15 protein-coding genes are annotated in these 15199 nt (G+C 72.8%); 8 read left to right on the top strand and 7 right to left on the bottom strand.

Annotation, left to right across the window (positions count from 1 at the left end):
* Positions 1–8 precede the first annotated feature (8 nt).
* Positions 9–524 (top strand): signal peptidase I, encoded by a 516-nt coding sequence (gene lepB / locus ACZ2G1_RS12960; RefSeq protein WP_470376939.1) that lies wholly within the window; start codon positions 9–11, stop codon positions 522–524.
* 58 nt (positions 525–582) lie between these two features.
* On the top strand, positions 583–1995 hold the full coding sequence (locus ACZ2G1_RS12955) for a phenylacetate--CoA ligase family protein (protein ID WP_470376938.1): 1413 nt from the start codon (positions 583–585) through the stop codon (positions 1993–1995).
* Positions 1996–2086: 91 nt separating this feature from the next.
* Here the strand turns inward: ACZ2G1_RS12955 and ACZ2G1_RS12950 are convergent, their stop codons facing one another.
* Positions 2087–3268 carry an MFS transporter gene (locus ACZ2G1_RS12950; RefSeq protein ID WP_470376937.1) on the bottom strand — a complete coding sequence of 394 codons (1182 nt, stop codon included), beginning with the start codon at positions 3266–3268 and terminating at the stop codon, positions 2087–2089.
* A gap of 90 nt (positions 3269–3358) precedes the next feature.
* Between ACZ2G1_RS12950 and ACZ2G1_RS12945 the strand changes: the two genes are divergently transcribed.
* Positions 3359–3940, top strand: a complete 582-nt coding sequence (locus ACZ2G1_RS12945; protein WP_470376936.1) for a TetR/AcrR family transcriptional regulator — start codon at positions 3359–3361, stop codon at positions 3938–3940.
* A 78-nt stretch (positions 3941–4018) separates the two neighbouring features.
* Here ACZ2G1_RS12945 and yczE read toward each other — a convergent pair whose 3' ends face one another.
* The 4 genes from yczE to ACZ2G1_RS12925 all read right to left on the bottom strand — a co-directional run bounded on the left by yczE (position 4019) and on the right by ACZ2G1_RS12925 (position 7029).
* The gene (gene yczE / locus ACZ2G1_RS12940) at positions 4019–4657 is read right to left on the bottom strand and encodes a membrane protein YczE (RefSeq protein ID WP_422386539.1); all 639 of its coding nucleotides are present in this window, start codon (positions 4655–4657) and stop codon (positions 4019–4021) included.
* A 77-nt stretch (positions 4658–4734) separates the two neighbouring features.
* Positions 4735–5496, bottom strand: coding sequence for an SDR family NAD(P)-dependent oxidoreductase (locus tag ACZ2G1_RS12935; RefSeq protein ID WP_470376935.1), 762 nt, complete (start codon positions 5494–5496; stop codon positions 4735–4737).
* A 189-nt stretch (positions 5497–5685) separates the two neighbouring features.
* On the bottom strand, positions 5686–6402 hold the full coding sequence (locus tag ACZ2G1_RS12930) for an HNH endonuclease family protein (protein WP_470376934.1): 717 nt from the start codon (positions 6400–6402) through the stop codon (positions 5686–5688).
* A 171-nt stretch (positions 6403–6573) separates the two neighbouring features.
* Complete coding sequence (locus tag ACZ2G1_RS12925) at positions 6574–7029, bottom strand: Lrp/AsnC family transcriptional regulator (RefSeq protein WP_031282182.1); 456 nt, start codon at positions 7027–7029, stop codon at positions 6574–6576.
* A 123-nt stretch (positions 7030–7152) separates the two neighbouring features.
* On the opposite strand from ACZ2G1_RS12925, the gene ACZ2G1_RS12920 reads away from it, so the two are divergent.
* The 5 genes from ACZ2G1_RS12920 (at position 7153) to ACZ2G1_RS12900 (ending at position 13539) form a co-directional block, all read left to right on the top strand.
* Entirely contained in the window at positions 7153–8583 is a 1431-nt protein-coding gene (locus tag ACZ2G1_RS12920; RefSeq protein ID WP_126350492.1) for a DUF6421 family protein, read from the top strand.
* A 3-nt stretch (positions 8584–8586) separates the two neighbouring features.
* Complete coding sequence (locus ACZ2G1_RS12915; RefSeq protein WP_470376933.1) at positions 8587–9258, top strand: SDR family NAD(P)-dependent oxidoreductase; 672 nt, start codon at positions 8587–8589, stop codon at positions 9256–9258.
* A gap of 8 nt (positions 9259–9266) precedes the next feature.
* Positions 9267–10340: a threonine aldolase family protein gene (locus tag ACZ2G1_RS12910; protein WP_426120263.1), complete on the top strand. Its 1074-nt coding sequence runs from the start codon at positions 9267–9269 to the stop codon at positions 10338–10340.
* 283 nt (positions 10341–10623) lie between these two features.
* On the top strand, positions 10624–11961 hold the full coding sequence (locus ACZ2G1_RS12905) for an NAD-dependent succinate-semialdehyde dehydrogenase (RefSeq protein WP_470377730.1): 1338 nt from the start codon (positions 10624–10626) through the stop codon (positions 11959–11961).
* 75 nt (positions 11962–12036) lie between these two features.
* Entirely contained in the window at positions 12037–13539 is a 1503-nt protein-coding gene (locus tag ACZ2G1_RS12900; protein WP_426120262.1) for an amino acid permease, read from the top strand.
* A 63-nt stretch (positions 13540–13602) separates the two neighbouring features.
* Here the strand turns inward: ACZ2G1_RS12900 and ACZ2G1_RS12895 are convergent, their stop codons facing one another.
* Positions 13603–14139: a ferritin gene (locus ACZ2G1_RS12895; protein ID WP_035924162.1), complete on the bottom strand. Its 537-nt coding sequence runs from the start codon at positions 14137–14139 to the stop codon at positions 13603–13605.
* A 192-nt stretch (positions 14140–14331) separates the two neighbouring features.
* Positions 14332–15174, bottom strand: a complete 843-nt coding sequence (locus ACZ2G1_RS12890; protein WP_426120304.1) for a sucrase ferredoxin — start codon at positions 15172–15174, stop codon at positions 14332–14334.
* Positions 15175–15199: the final 25 nt, after the last annotated feature.

The following is a 15199-nucleotide window of genomic DNA, read 5'->3' as shown; positions in this document are numbered from 1 at the left end:
TGGCGGCGGTGGCCCTGACCGCCGTCCTGGTCGGTCTGGCCGTCCGCCGCTGGCTGATCTTCGTGACGCAGGTCGACTCCGTGTCCATGGTTCCCGCCCTGCTGCCGGGCCGGCGCCGGATGACCCGGCGCCGGTGGTGCCCCGGGCGGATACGGCGCGGCGACATCCTCGTCGTCGACTCGCAGGAACTGGGCCGGACAGTCGTCAAGCGCGTCGTCGGCCTGCCCGGGGAGCGGGTGGTGATCGAGCCCGGCGGCCGGATCAGTGTCGACGGCCGGCCGGTGGCCGAGCCCTACGTGGTGCACGCCGGGGGCCCGTGCGGTGTCTTCCACGTCCCGCCGGGACGCGTGCTGCTGCTCGGGGACAACCGCGCCCGCTCCAGCGACAGCCGCACCTGGCAGGACCCGTACCTGCCGGTGCGGGCCGTCCGCGGGACGGTGCTCACCGGCCCCGTCCGGCTGCGGCCCGCCCCCGGCCGGGGCAAGGCCTCGGACGGTCAACCCGCCCGAGGGACCGAGGACTGATTCCGTCACCTGCGCGGGGTCCCTGTCTCCCCCGGCCCCGGATTCCTAGAGTCGTGCCATGGGGACACGACGGAGCGCGGCGGCGGACGCCCGGGGGACCAGCGCTGCACGGGTGTGGTGGGACGCCCGCCGAGTCCACCGGAAGGGTCCGGAGGCGCTGCGCCGGCGGCAGCGGGAGCGGCTGGCCGAGCTCGTGGCCTTCGCCCGGGAGCACTCCGCCTACTACCGGCGGCTCTACCAGGGGCTTCCGGAGCGGATCGAGGACGTCACCGCCCTGCCGGTGACGGACAAGCGGCAGCTGATGGCCCACTTCGACGAGGTCGCCACGGACCCGGCCGTGACCCTGGCGGCGGTCCAGGAGTTCGTGGCGGACCCGGCCAGGATCGGGGAGCGGTTCGCCGGGAGGTACCTGGTGGCCACCACCGCCGGCACCACCGGCACCCGGGGTCTCTTCGTGCTCGACGACCGGTACCGGGCGGTGACCTCGGGGATGATGGCCCGGCTGTCCGCGGGGTGGCTGTCCGGGCGGGACCTGGTGCGGCTCACGGTGCGCGGGGGCCGGTTCGCCGCGGTCGTGGCCACCGGCGGGCACTTCCTGGCCGTGGCCACCAGCACCCGGGAGATGCGGGAGCGACCGCGGCGCCACCGCCGGCTCAGGATCCTCTCGATCCACCGGCCGCTGCCCGAGCTGGTGGCCGAGCTCAACGCCTTCGGCCCGCTCATGCTCGGCGCCTACGCCAGTGTGCTGCGCCTGCTGGCCTCCGAGCAGGAGGCCGGGCGGCTGCGCCTGCGCCCGGTGCTGGTGCTCAGCACCGCCGAGGGTCTGCCGCCGGACGAGCGCACCCGGATCGAGCGGGCCTTCGGGGCGCCCGTGCGGGAGGTCTACGGGTGCACCGAGATCGGCTACGCGGCCTCGAGCTGCGCCCGGGGCTGGCTGCACCTGGTCGAGGACTGGGTCGTTCTCGAACCCGTCGACGCCGAGCACCGTCCCGTCCCGCCCGGGACCGTCTCGCACACGGTGCTGATGACGAACCTGGCCAACCGGGTCCAGCCGATCATCCGCTACGACGTCGGCGACCGGGTCCTGATGAAGCCGGATCCGTGCGGCTGCGGGAACCCGGCCCCGGCCCTGCGCGTGCAGGGCCGGGTCTCGGACGTCCTCGCCTTCCCCGACGACGACGGGCGCAGTCTGGTCGCCGTCCCCCCGCTCGCGCTGGGGACCGTCATCGACCGGACCCCGGGCGTGGAGCTGTTCCAGGTCGTCCAGACCGCCCCCACAGCCCTCCGGGTCCGGCTGCTCCCCGCGGCCGGCGAGGACCCCGAGCAGGTGTGGGCCGCCGTGCTGAGCGGCGTCACCGGCCTGCTCGGCGACCTGGGCCTGGGCCACGTCGCCGTCGAACGGGCCCCGGAGGCACCGCAGCAGAGCACCGGCGGCAAGTACCGCACCGTCGTCCCGCTCCCCGCACCGTGACGGTTCCGCCGGACGGCCGGCTCGTGGGCTGCGACGGACGAACCCGGATCGAGCTGCCCGGTGCTCGTCCTCGTGGCCTGCGTGCGCCGGATCAGGCCCGCGGGCTGCCGGCCCCCGCGGGGTGCGGTGCCGGGGTGGTGCGGGAGGACCGCGCCCCGGACCGGCCGCTCAGGGCGGGCAGCACCGCGAGGATCCCGAGCGCACCGGCCACGACGAAGGCCAGGACCGGGGCCGCGGGGTCGAACAGGACGCCCAGCAGGACCGATCCGGCCGCCTGACCGACGGCGAGGGCGATGAACAGCACGGCGGTGCCCTCGGACACGCGATCGGGAACCACCCGCGCGGCCCAGACGATGAGGACGCCGGACAGGGCGGTGTAGCCGGCCCCGAAGACGGCCGCGGAGACGAACGCGGCGAGCGGCGTCCCCGGTGCCGCGCCCAGGACCACGGTCGCGCCGGCCATGGCCGCCGCGGTCGAGACCCACGCCGCTCGCAGGCTCCAGACCTGGACGATCTTCCCGGCGGCGGCGCCCAGCACGCCGAACGCCCCCAGGACCATCCAGGCCGCGATGGAATAGGACTCCTCGCCCGTGCCGGACTCGGCCATGGCCGTGCGCCCGAAGGTCCAGATCGCAGCACTCGAGGCACCGGCGAGCGCCGCCGCGGCGATGGGCAGGGCCAGCGGCACCAGGTCACGGACCCGCACCCGTGCGGGCCCCTCCGCGGCCGGAGACCGGTGCGCGGAGCGGTCCGCCCGGAGGGTGGCCACGGTGGCCGTTGCCACCAGGACGGCGATGGCCGCCCACCCCAGGCGCCACTGGTCGATCGTGAGGAGCATGAGGATGCCCGCGACGACGATGCCCGCCCCGGTGCCGGCGTTGACGACCGTCTGGGCGCTCTCCTGGCGCTCCGGTGCGAGATTGCGCTCGATGAGCGTGACCAGGCCCGGGGTGGCAAACCCGGCGCCGGCGCCGGCCAGCACGACGCTCACCGCGAGGACGACCGCGGTGGGCGAGGCCGCCACGCCCGCCGTGCCCAGCGTGGCGGTCGCCCCCGCGCACAGCACGACCAGTCGCGGGCGGGCGGCGAGGCGCGAGGCGAGCACCGCGGCGAAGCAGAAGGAGAGGAAGCTCCCGGCCTGGATGAGCCCGGAGACGGCCGAGCCCATCTGGAAGGTCTCGGTGAACCGGGGCAGGAAGAGCCCGTAGCCGAAGCGCGCCAGCCCGTAGGTCGCCGCGATCAGTGCCATCCCGCTGATCACCAGAGCTCGCATCGGACTCCCTCTCGCACGTCGCTGACCAGAACGATCGTAACGCTACACCAAAACGCTCGTTCTGGAATGAGGGGTCGATACAGTGGTGGGGTGACCACCGTCCCGCGAGTCCCCGCGCGCACCCGGCTGCTGCAGGCGGCCGACCGGGTGCTGTTCGACCGCGGCATCCGGGCCACGCCCGTCGACGAGCTGCTGCGCGAGGCGGAGGTCTCGGCAGCCACCCTGTACACGCACTTCGGCAGCAAGGACGCCCTGGTGGCCGAGGCGCTGCGGGTCCGGCTGGCGGACTGGCGAGCGGTCTGGGACCAGCACGTGGTCGCGGCCGCCGACGACACGGCGCGGTTGCTCGCGGTGTTCGACGCCCTGGCCTCCTACCGGCGGGACCAGCCCCACCCGGCGCGCTGGTGCGCCTTCCTGGCCGCGGCCACCGAGCTCCCCGAGGCCGCGGACGAGATCGGCGCCGTCCTGGCCGCGGACACCGCCCTCCTCGCCGAGCGCCTCCTGCACTTCTCCCGGCCCCTCGCCGGGGATCTCGCCCAGGACCTGGCCGACGAGGTCCTCCTGGCCTACGGCGGGACCCTGGCCGCCTTCCTTCGCGGCACCCCCCGGTCACCGATCGAGGTCGGCCGCCGCCTGGCCTCCGCCGCGGTCCGAGCCCACCGCCGCACCTGACCCTCCGCCCGGGGCCGGCGACTCAGAACACCGACGCCGGGTTCACCTCGGTGCGGGCGTGCAGGTCGGGGCCCGGCGTCAGCGGTGGAGGCGGACGCTCAGCCGGGGCAGCAGGACCTGGACCAGCGGGCCGATGGCCAGGGCGTAGAGCACCGTGCCCAGTCCCACGGTGCCGCCGAGCACCCACCCGGCGAGCACCACGACCACCTCGATCGAGGTGCGGACCACGCGCACCGATCCCCCGGTGCGTCTGACCAGGCCGGTCATCAGCCCGTCCCGCGGGCCGGCGCCCAGGTGCACCCCGATGTAGGCGGCGGTCGCCACGGCGTTGAGGAGCACGCCGGCGAGCACGAGCAGCACCCGCAGCGGCAAGGACTCGACCGGAGGCAGCACCGCCAGGGTCGCGTCGAGCACCAGCCCGACCACCACGGCGTTGCTGAGGGTGCCCAGCCCGGGCCGCTCGCGCAGCGGGATCCAGAGAAGCAGCAGCAGCACGCTGACCACGATGACCACCGTGCCCATGCTCAGCCCGAACTGCCGGGACAGCCCCTGGTGCAGCACGTCCCACGGGATGACACCGAGTTCCGCCCGCACGAGCATCCCCATGGTGATGCCGTAGAGCACCAGCCCGGCGAAGAGCTGCACGAGCCGCCGGGGCAGCCGGCGCGACCCCGGGCCGTCGATCGAGCGGGCCAGGGCGCGCGGACTCCAGTTCATGCGGATCATCTTCGCACCGGCGGGGCCCTCCTGACGCACGGGTCGGCCTCGCCGGCGAGGCCGCGGCCCGCCCGGCTTCAGATCCGTCTGGTGCTGGTGATGCCGCCGTCCACGTGGATCTCGGCGCCGTGGAGGTAGGCGGCTTCGTCGGAGACGATCCAGGCGACGGCGGCGGCGATCTCCTCCGGGGTCCCGGGACGCCCGGCGGGAGTGGCGGCCGTGATCCGGGCGATGACGTCGTCGGCCGGGGCGTTGACCGGGGACCGTGTCGCTCCGGGAGAGACGGTGTTGACCCGCACACCGTGCGACCCGAACTCCGCCGCCCAGCTGCGCGCGAGCTGGATCTGCGCCGCCTTCGTCGCCGAGTACAGCCCCACGACGGGGCTGCCGACGTGGGCCATCCACGAGCCGATGACGACGATCGCCCCGCCGCCGTTCTCGATCATCCCCGGCGCCAGGGCGGCCGTGAGCACGTGCGGGGCACGCACGTTGACGGCGAGCGCGGCGTCGAGATCCGCATCGGTGAGGGAGAGGGTGTCCACGGCGGGGCACACGGCGGCGTTGTGGACCAGGGTGTCGACGTGACCGCCCAGGGTCTGCGTGGCGGCGCGGGCGAAGGTCCGCAGGTCGTCCGCGGGGGCGGTGAGCTCGGAGGCGATGAAGTCCGCCCGCCCTCCGCGGTCGCGGATCTCGGCCACCACGCCGTCCCCGCGGGCGCGGTCACGGCCCGTGACGCCGACGTGCCACCCTCGAGCGGCCAGTGTCCGTGCGGTGGCAGCACCGATGCCGCTGGTGGAGCCGGTGACCAGAGCGGTGCGGGTTCGTCCCAGTAATGTCATGACCCCATGCTCGCCGGGCCGAGCCCGGATGGCCACAACCGGCTCGGGCAGAGGTGGGCAGGGCACCGTTCCCGACGACGTCATCGTGGCGCTGTGGCGCCCGCTGCACCCGGGCGGGATCGAAGCAGCCCCTCTGCACGACCTGGCCGCTCCTCCGCGCCGCGCCCGCCCGGGATCCGTCCGCCCGGCTCAGGCCTTCCTGACGGTGAGGGTGACGTTGGGGCAGGAGGCGGCGATCCGGGTCAGGGCGGCCTTCTCCGTGCTGTCGACCTTGAGACCCCAGCGGATCTTCACCGCCACCCACTCCCCGACGTAGCCGCAGCGGTTCCGCGGCGGCATCCAGGCCTCGGGGCCCCGGGCCTGCTTGGCCGAGTTCAGCGCGGAGGTCTGGGCGCTGAGCGTGCGGTGGTCGCCGAGGTCGTTGTAGAACGCCACGCGCTTGGCCTTCGTCCAGTACCGCGCCCCGGAGCCCCAGGCCTCGTGGACGGGCACCGTGTGGTCGATCTGCACCGTGGTGGCCGAGGTGTGCACCCTCCCGTCCCAGGTGGTGATCCAGCGCCCGCCCTTGACGGTGCAGCGCTTGCTGGTGGTGAAGCTGATGCTCGCCCTGGACTCGTTCTGCAGCACCTCGGCGCGGGTGTTCTGGCAGTCGCCGTTGGCGTCGTTCCAGTCGCCGAACTGCCTGGCCCGGTCGTAGCCGGCGTTGTTCTCCCCGGCCACGGGCAGGGACTTCACGGCGGTGCGCAACGAGGCGCTGTAGGTCGTCGCCGCGTCGGCGGGCATCGCGCCACCGACGAGGACCAGACCGGCCACGACCACCGAGGCCGCGGCGGTCCGGAGCGGGCCACCGTGAGTGGGAGAGCCGCCGCCGGCAGGGCGGGCACGGGAGAACATGCTGAGGAACATCGGGGGCCTCCAGGATGGGGGTGAGGCGCCGGCGCGGGCGTTCCCCCATCCTGGCATTGCCATTGCAAATACATGCACCGTGTTGGGGTCCCATTTGTGGGGACAACCCTCTTGATGTCGGTGGCCCCGCGGCCACTGCGGCCGCCCCGTGACCTCCCGCCGGAATCCGCCTCAGGCCTCGACAGGGGAGAGCATCGGGCGGTGCTCGTAGAAGGTCTGCAGCACCACGGTCGTGCGGGTGTTCACGGAGGCCACGTGGCGCACCTCGTTGACGAGGGCCTCGAGCGCCTTCGGCGAGGCCACCCGGACGAACAGCATGTAGGCGGAGTCCCCGGCCACCGAGTGGCAGGCCTCGATCGCCGTGATCGACTGCAGGAGCTCGGGGGCGTTGTCGGGCTGGCGGGGATCGAGGGGTGTGATCTCGATGAAGGCCGCGAGCGGCTTGCCGATGGCCTCGGGGTCGAGGATCGCCTGGTACCCGGCGATCACCCCGCTGCTCTCGAGCTTGCGCAGGCGGGCCTGCACGGCCGAGACCGAGAGGCCGACCCGCTCGGACAACTGGGCGAGGGTGGCGCGCGGGTCGTGGGACACCTCGGTTGCCAGTCGCACGTCCATGGGGTCGTCCATGGGCCGAACGCTACCAGTTGATCGCGCCGAAGGGGTTGACAGCCCCGTGAGCACATGTGAATGTTCCTGTATGTGATCACCATCACCGGAAAATTTCCGCTGATCTACGACAGGAGGGTTTCAATGTCCACGTCTCTGCAGGCGGTGCAGGCCATCATCGGCGAACCTGAGGTCGTGGAGGATGCCCGCACCGTGGAGTCGAGCCCGGCCTGGCTCCGGCTCCGGTCGGCGGCCACCGCCCTGCAGGCCCTGCAGGTCAAGGACGGGTCGATCCCCGAGCTCGCCGACCACCCGACGGCGCGCGAGCACGTCGAGGTGATCACGGCGTCGATCGCCGAGCTCGCCCCGCTGTTCCCGCACGACGCGGCGTACCTGGCGGCCCTGCCCCGCGACTTCGCACGCTGGGCGGACGGCGGCTTCGGGGAGCCGGACTTCCTCGACTCGCTCGTCGAGTTCCAGCCGCAGCAGCACCGCGTGGACGGCATCCGGCATCTCGTCGTGTTCCCCATGCACACCCAGAACGGCTCGGCGAACCGGCACGTCGAGGCCCTGATCGTCGAGGCGATCTGGCCGGAGTTCATCGCCGAGCTCGAGGCCGGGCACTACGGCAACAAGCTGTTCGTGTCCCTGCGGCTGATCGACTTCACCCCGGGCTACGACTCGAACTCCGCGGTCCTGTTCCCCGAGACGGTCGCCGTGCGGGAGATCCCGACGTTCACCTGGGGCGCCATCTTCCAGGACCGTGAGGCGGCACGCTACCGCCGCGTGGTCACCGCGGCCGCCGGCATCACCAAGCTGGACCTGCCCGAGGACGCCGCGGCCCTGCTCGCCGATCAGGATCTCGCCGAGAAGACCTTCGTGATGTGGGACATCATCCACGACCGCACGCACATGCGCGGCGACCTGCCGTTCGACCCGTTCATGATCAAGCAGCGGATGCCGTTCTTCCTGTACTCCCTGGAGGAGCTGCGCTGCGACCTGACGGCGTTCCGGGAGTCGGTGACGATCGAGCGTGCGCTCACGGCGCGCAGTGCCGCCGGTGAAGAACTGACCGGGATCGAGGAGCAGACCCGCCGGCACGGGAAGCTCGTGCAGTATGCGGTGATCTTCGACCGGATCTTCCGTTTCGCGATCACCGGTTCTCGGGTGCGCAACTACGACGGGCTGGGCGGGCAGCTGCTGTTCGCCTGGCTCCACCGGAAGCACGTCCTGCAGTGGCGCGACGTCGAGCTCAGCTTCGACTGGGACCGGGTCGCGGACGCCGTCGTCGAGCTCGGCGAAGCCATCGACCAGCTGTACTGGGAGTCGATCGACCGGCCGAAGACGGTGCACTGGATGAAGGCGTACGAGCTCATCGCCTCCGTGGTCCCTCCGAACCCCGCATCGGTGTGGGCGGAGGGGCTCCCCCGTGAGGTGCTGGCCGGGCCGCCGCGAGGCTACACGGATCTGGTGCTGGACGACGAGTTCCCGCTGTCGATGTTCTTCGAGGCGCTCGAGAAGAAGATGAAGGGCGTCATCGCGTCGACGGCCGGCATCCGCGCCACGGACGCCTGAGCGATGACCGACCTGACCGGGCGCACCGTCCTGATCGCCGGCGCCACCAGTGCGTCCGGTCTGGCGGCGGCGCGGACCCTGACCTCAGCCGGGGCCCTCGTCGTCACCACGGGGCGCCACGCGGAGAAGCTCGTCCCCCTCGCAGCACTGGGGGCGCACACGGAGACGGTGGACCTCGCCGACGAGCGCGCCGTGCTCGACCTCTCCCGCCGGCTGCACGACCGCGGCTGGTCGATCGACGGGCTCCTCCACCTCGTCGGAGGATGGCGCGGCGGCGGTGGGCTCGCCGGGCAGACGGAGGAGGACTATCGCGTGCTGGAGACCTCCTTCTCCGCGCTGCGCCACCTGAGCCGCGCCTTCGACGACGACCTCCGGGCCTCGCCGGCGGGCCGGCTGGCGATCGTGTCCTCGACCGCGGTGAACCGTCCGCTGGCGGGCGGCGCCAACTACGCCGCGGTGAAGGCCGCGAGCGAGGCGTGGACCCGGGCTGTGGCGCAGGGCTATGCGAAGGGCGCCCGCGAGGCCGGCGAGCCGCTGCGCGTCGCCGCCGTGATCTTCCGGGTGAAGGCCCTGGCCGGTCTGGAGGACCGGCTCGCGAACGCCTACGCCGGGCTCTGGGACGCCGAGGCCCCGGAACTGAACGACTCGACCATCGAACTCCAGGAGAAAGGATGAGGCACCACATGAAGAGGTCCCACGACGCCGAACTGAGGGGTTTCGCCTCGGACAACTACTCCGGGGTCCACCCGGAGGTGCTGGACGCCCTGGTCGAGGCCAACGGCGGTCACCAGATCGCCTACGGCGAGGACGAGTACACGGCACGGCTGCAGGACGTGATCGTGCAGCACTTCGGCGAGGGCGCCTCGGTGTGGCCGATGTTCAACGGCACCGGCGCCAACGTCGTCGGACTCCAGTCGATGCTCCCGCGCTGGGGCGCGGTGATCTGCGCGGACACCGCGCACATCCACGTCGACGAGGGCGGCGCGCCCGAGAAGTCCGCCGGCATCAAGCTCCTTCCCGTCCCCACAGGAGACGGGAAGCTCACGCCCGAGCTGATCGCCGCGGAGGCCTGGGGCTGGGGGGACGAGCACCGCGCCCAGCCGCTCGTCGTCTACCTCACCCAGTCCACCGAGCTCGGCACCCTGTACACACCGGACGAGATCCGGGCTGTCGCGGACTACGCGCACGCCCACGGCATGTCCGTCTACCTGGACGGGGCCCGGCTCGCGAACGCGGCGGCCGCCCTGGGACTGCCCCTGCGCGCCTTCACCACCGACGTCGGCGTCGACGTGCTCGCCCTCGGCGGCACCAAGAACGGGGCCCTCGGCGCCGAGGCGCTGGTGGTCCTGAACGAGGCCGCGTCCCAGGGCCTGGTCTACCTGCGGAAGAACCAGATGCAGCTGGCCTCGAAGATGCGGTTCGTCTCGGCCCAGCTGCTCGCGCTCCTGGAGGGCGACCTGTACCTGCGCAACGCGGGCCGCGCGAACGCGATGGCCCGGCGGCTCCGCGACGGCATCGAGGCGGGCATCGCCGACGGGTCGATGCCCGGCGTCGCCTTCACGCAGGAGACCCAGGTGAATGCCGTCTTCGCCACCCTGCCCGCCGGCCTCGCGGACCGCCTGCGCCGGCGGTTCCGGTTCTACGACTGGGACGCCGCGACGGGCGAGGTCCGCTGGGTGTGCAGCTTCGACACCACGCCGGAGGACGTCGACGCCTTCCTGGCCGCCCTCCGCTCGGAGCTCGTCCCGGTCGGCTGACCCCGGCGGGCGCCCGCCCGCTCCTCGACACCGTGCCCGCGGGGGCAGGTTCCTGCCCCCGTCGGCCGAGCACACCCTCCTGCACCCGGCGAGCCCGCGCGCCCGCAGCCCGCGCTCTGCCCTGCCCTGCTCTGCTCTGCTCTGCAGCAGGAGCCTCCCACCCGTGCCCGCGCCCACCCCTGCCCGAAGGAGATCCACCGTGACTGCCACCTCCACCCTGCGCGCCCGCGCCGGCACCGACCGGACCGCCTACCGCAGCATCGACCCCGCCACCGGTCAGCTCATGACCGAGGTCCCCGTCGCCACCGACACCGAGGTCGAGGAGGCGCTCACCGCTGCCGGGACCGCCTTCCGCGACTGGCGCTCCCGTCCGATCGACGAGCGGGCCGCCGTGGCCGCCCGGGTCGGCGAGCTGTTCGCCGAGCGCGCCGACGAGCTGGCCGTCATCGCCACCCAGGAGATGGGCAAGCCGGTCTCCGAGGCCCGGGAGGAGGCGCAGTTCTGCGCCGAGATCTTCGGCTACTTCGCCGCCCAGGGCCCGGCCCTGGCCGCCGACCAGGCCCTGCCCACCCCGCACGGGACCGGACGGGCCGTGCTCCAGCGGCGCCCGGTCGGGGTGCTGCTGGGGATCATGCCGTGGAACTACCCCTACTACCAGGTGGCCCGCTTCGCCGCCCCCAACCTGGTGCTGGGCAACACGATCCTGCTCAAGCACGCCGAGTCCTGCCCACGGGCGGCCCTGGCCCTCCAGCAGCTCATGGACGACGCCGGGGTGCCCGCCGGGGTGTACACGAACCTCTTCGCCTCCCATGCCCAGATCGAGGACGTCATCGCCGACCCGCGGGTCCAGGGGGTGTCCCTGACCGGGTCCGAACGCGCCGGGGCGGCCGTGGCCGCGATCGCCGGGCGGAACCTGAAGAAGGTCGTCCTCGAGCTCGGCGGCTCCGACCCCTACGTGGTGCTGGACACCGACGACGTGCGCGAGTCCGCCCGCGCGGCCTTCGCCACCCGGATGGGCAACACGGGCCAGGCGTGCAACTCCAACAAGCGGATGATCGTCATGGCGGACCTCTACGACGAGTTCGTGGCCGAGCTCACCCGCCTGGCCGCCGCGCTGGTGCCCGGCGATCCGTCCGTGGAGGCCGACGGCACCTACGCCCCGATGGCCTCCCGCGCCGCCGCCGAGACCCTGGCCGCCCAGATCCGCGAGGCCGTGGAGGCCGGGGCCACACTGCACACCGGCGGGGCCCTCGCCGAGGGTCCCGGGGCGTATCTGGCCCCTGCCGTGCTCACCGGCGTCACCCCGGGAATGGCCGCCCACCACCAGGAGCTCTTCGGCCCCGTGGCCGTGGTCTACAGCGTGCACGACGACGACGAAGCGCTCGCCCTGGCCAACGACACCCCCTACGGGCTCGGCGGGGCGGTCTTCAGCACCGACCCCGAGCGGGCCCGGCGGCTCGCCGAGCAGCTCGAGTGCGGCATGGCCAATGTCAACGCCGCCGAGGCCGAGGGCGCCGGCATGCCCTTCGGCGGGGTCAAACGCTCCGGCTACGGCCGGGAGCTGGGCCCGCTGGGCATGGACGAGTTCGTCAACAAGCGCCTGCTCTACATCAACGACTGACCCGGGCCGGGGCGGTCGGACACCGCCCCGGCCTCCCCCGGCGTGCAGACCCGCCACCTCCGAGGAAAGGTTCCCGTGGACACCATCGCACCGCCCCAGACGACCGCCCCGACCGGACGGGGAGCACCGGCTCCCGCCGAGGCGCACGCACGGCTGCGCCGCAGCCTCAAACCCCGCCACCTGACCATGATCGCGATGGGCGGCGCCATCGGCACCGGCCTGTTCGTGGCCTCGGGCAACACCATCGCCACCGCCGGTCCCGGTGGGGCCCTGCTGGCCTACGTGGCCATCGGGTTCATGGTCTTCCTGCTCATGCAGTCCCTGGGCGAGATGGCCACCTACCTGCCCGTCTCCGGCGCCTTCGAGGAGTACTCGACCCGCTTCGTCAGTCCCTCCTTCGGCTTCGCCATCGGCTGGAACTACTGGTACAACTGGGCGATCACCGTGGCCGCCGAGCTCGTGGCCGCCGCGCTGATCATGCGCTACTGGCTCCCCGACGTGCCCTCGTGGATCTGGTCGGCCCTGTTCCTCGCGATCCTCTTCGGCCTCAACGCCCTGTCCACCCGCGCCTACGGCGAGAGCGAGTTCTGGTTCTCCCTCATCAAGGTGGTCACCATCGTGGTCTTCCTCGTCCTGGGCGTGCTCATGATCGTGGGGATCATCGGCGGCACCTCCCCCGGGTTCGACAACTGGACCACCGGGGACGCCCCCTTCGTCGGCGGCGGGGCCGGGATCCTGGCGATCTTCATGGTGGCCGGCTTCTCCTTCCAGGGCACCGAGCTCGTCGGCGTCGCCGCCGGCGAGGCCGAGAACCCGGAGAAGAACGTGCCCAGGGCCATCCGCACTGTCTTCGTGCGGATCCTGCTGTTCTACGTCGGGGCCATCGCCATCGTGGGCTTCCTCATCCCCTACACCAGCCCCTTCCTGCTGGGCAGCGGGGTCGAGGACATCTCCATCTCCCCGTTCACCCTGGTGTTCGAGAACGCCGGGGTGCTCGCGGCGGCCTCGGTGATGAACGCGGTGATCCTCACCGCGATCCTCTCCGCCGGCAACTCCGGGCTCTACGCCTCCACCCGCATGCTCTGGGCGCTGGCCGACAGCGGCAAGGCCCCCAGGTTCCTCGCGAAGGTCAACCGCCGCGGCGTGCCCATGAACGCCCTGCTCGCCACGACCGCCGTGGGAGCCGCCTGCTTCCTCACCACCCTGATCGGCGACGGCGCCGCGTACGTGTGGCTGGTCAGCGCCTCGGGGCTGGCCGGGTTCATCGTGTGGATGGGCATCGCCTGGAGCCACTACCGCTTCCGCAAGGCGTACACCGCCCAGGGCAAGGACCTCGCGGACCTGCCCTACCGGGCGCGGTTCTTCCCGCTGGGCCCCATGGTCGCCCTGGCCCTGTGCGCGGTGGTGATCCTCGGGCAGAACTACCAGGCCTTCGTGGGGGACATCGACCTGCTCGCCGCCCTGTCGGCCTACATCGGCCTGCCGCTGTTCCTGGCCCTGTGGCTGGGCCACCGCCTGGTGACGGGTTCCAGGATGGTCCGCTACGAGGACGCCGACCTCACCCGGGCCACCGACTGACCGCACCGCTCCAGGGTCCTCGTCACCCGCCGCCCGGGGCGGGTGACGGGGACTGCTGCCGGGTCAGGCGGCTCCGCCGGCGGCCGCCGGGGCCCCGGAGTCGTGGCCGTGCCCGCCGTCGCCCACGTGCTCCCGGGCCACGAAGTTCTCCAGGTCGAAGAGGTTCTCGGCCCGGCGGGCCACGTTCACCAGGGTGGTCATCGAGGCGACCTCCTCGACCTGCTCCTTCAGGAACCAGAGCATGAACTGCTCCCCCAGCGCGTCCCCCTCGGCCCGGGCGGCGGCGAACAGCGCCTTGATCTGCTCGGTGACCTCCTGCTCCTGGGACAGCGCCAGGGCCAGGGGTTCACGGACGTCGGTGAAGTCGTTGCGCACCTCCCCCACCCCGGGAATGGTCAGCGGCAGGTCCCGGTCCAGGATGTACTGGACGATCATCATGGCGTGGTTGCGCTCCTCCAGCGACTGCCGGTAGAAGTGCCGGGCCAGCTGCGGGAGGTCCTGGCTGTCGAACCAGACCGCCACGGCGATGTACTGGTGGGAGGCGGCGAACTCGTGGCCCACCTGGCGGGTGAGCAGCTCGTCGAAGGTCTCGGGGGCCATCAGGATCTCCTGACATCAGTGGGTCCCCAGGGCGGACGACGCCCCGGCCGCTCCACCGGTGCGAGCCCGGGGCGGGGCCGGCAGGAATCGTCGCTCGGGTCTGGAGTTCGAGCGTAGCGCGGTGGGACGGCCGGGTGTAGGCCGGTCACCGGAAACTTCCCCCCGACACGATGCTCCGGGTCGTCCCGTCCTTCAGACGACGCGCACCGCGGTGAGCTCGTAGACCCTGGCCGTGCTCGTGGCCGGTCCGTGGCAGGTCAGCTGATGCGGCGGGGCGGTGTGGGACCGCAGTTCGACGTCGACGAGGCCCGGCCGGGGCGGGCGGCCGGTGAGACGGATCCGCCAGCGGTCGCCGTCGCGAGCCGACTCGGTGACCGTCCAGTCGTGGCGGCCGGCCGGGCCGAAGCGTTCGAGCGCGGCCGCGACAGCGGCCTGCTGCGGTGGGAAGAGATCGGTGTACCCGCGCAGGTGCTCCGCGTGCACCCGGCCGGCGAGGTGCTCCTCGACCGTGGTGACGGAGGACTCCGCGTCGAGCCCTCCGTAGTAGACGCCGTCGGGGACGACGACGACATTGGCGGCGAACCGGTCACCGCCGACATGCGAGCACTCCCAGACCGAATCCGGCCAGCGCTCGCTCAGGGCACGTCCCACGGGCCGTCCGCGCACCGCGCAGCAGGGATCGTGCTGACCGTGGGCGCAGACCAGGAGGACCGGTGGGTGGCCGGTCTCACCCGGCACGCCGAGGGCCGTGGCGATTCCCGCGAGGTCCTCGTCGCGGCTCCACGTGCCCCAGTGCTGACGGCCGTCGCCGGAGTCGTCGTGGCGCAGCACGGCCCACCGGCTGGGGCTTTCCTCGTGCCGGCGGCGGCCGTGGCGCCTGATCAGGAGGATGCGAGCCCGCGCTGCCTGCGCGGCGGAGAACACGAGGGCCTTGGTCTCCGGCTCGAGCTCGAGACCGTCGAACCCGTTGACCGGCCATCCGCCGCGGTGCTCGATGAGGACCCAGACGAGCCCGCGCGGCGCGGTGCCCGCCATCGGGTCGCCGCGCCCCCGGGCTCCG

This window comes from Kocuria sp. KKT182, assembly GCF_055635395.1.
This window is presented reverse-complemented; position numbering and strand designations above follow the sequence as displayed.

Excerpts from the sequence above, each read along its gene's own strand:
- ACZ2G1_RS12955 (WP_470376938.1), top strand. The coding sequence starts at position 583 with ATGGGGACACGACGGAGCGCGGCGGCGGACGCCCGGGGGACCAGCGCT.
- ACZ2G1_RS12950 (WP_470376937.1), bottom strand. The coding sequence starts at position 3,268 with ATGCGAGCTCTGGTGATCAGCGGGATGGCACTGATCGCGGCGACCTAC.
- yczE (WP_422386539.1), bottom strand. The coding sequence starts at position 4,657 with ATGAACTGGAGTCCGCGCGCCCTGGCCCGCTCGATCGACGGCCCGGGG.
- ACZ2G1_RS12935 (WP_470376935.1), bottom strand. The coding sequence starts at position 5,496 with ATGACATTACTGGGACGAACCCGCACCGCTCTGGTCACCGGCTCCACC.
- ACZ2G1_RS12930 (WP_470376934.1), bottom strand. The coding sequence starts at position 6,402 with ATGTTCCTCAGCATGTTCTCCCGTGCCCGCCCTGCCGGCGGCGGCTCT.
- ACZ2G1_RS12925 (WP_031282182.1), bottom strand. The coding sequence starts at position 7,029 with ATGGACGACCCCATGGACGTGCGACTGGCAACCGAGGTGTCCCACGAC.
- ACZ2G1_RS12920 (WP_126350492.1), top strand. The coding sequence starts at position 7,153 with ATGTCCACGTCTCTGCAGGCGGTGCAGGCCATCATCGGCGAACCTGAG.
- ACZ2G1_RS12915 (WP_470376933.1), top strand. The coding sequence starts at position 8,587 with ATGACCGACCTGACCGGGCGCACCGTCCTGATCGCCGGCGCCACCAGT.
- ACZ2G1_RS12910 (WP_426120263.1), top strand. The coding sequence starts at position 9,267 with ATGAAGAGGTCCCACGACGCCGAACTGAGGGGTTTCGCCTCGGACAAC.
- ACZ2G1_RS12905 (WP_470377730.1), top strand. The coding sequence starts at position 10,624 with ATGACCGAGGTCCCCGTCGCCACCGACACCGAGGTCGAGGAGGCGCTC.
- ACZ2G1_RS12895 (WP_035924162.1), bottom strand. The coding sequence starts at position 14,139 with ATGGCCCCCGAGACCTTCGACGAGCTGCTCACCCGCCAGGTGGGCCAC.
- ACZ2G1_RS12890 (WP_426120304.1), bottom strand. The coding sequence starts at position 15,174 with ATGGCGGGCACCGCGCCGCGCGGGCTCGTCTGGGTCCTCATCGAGCAC.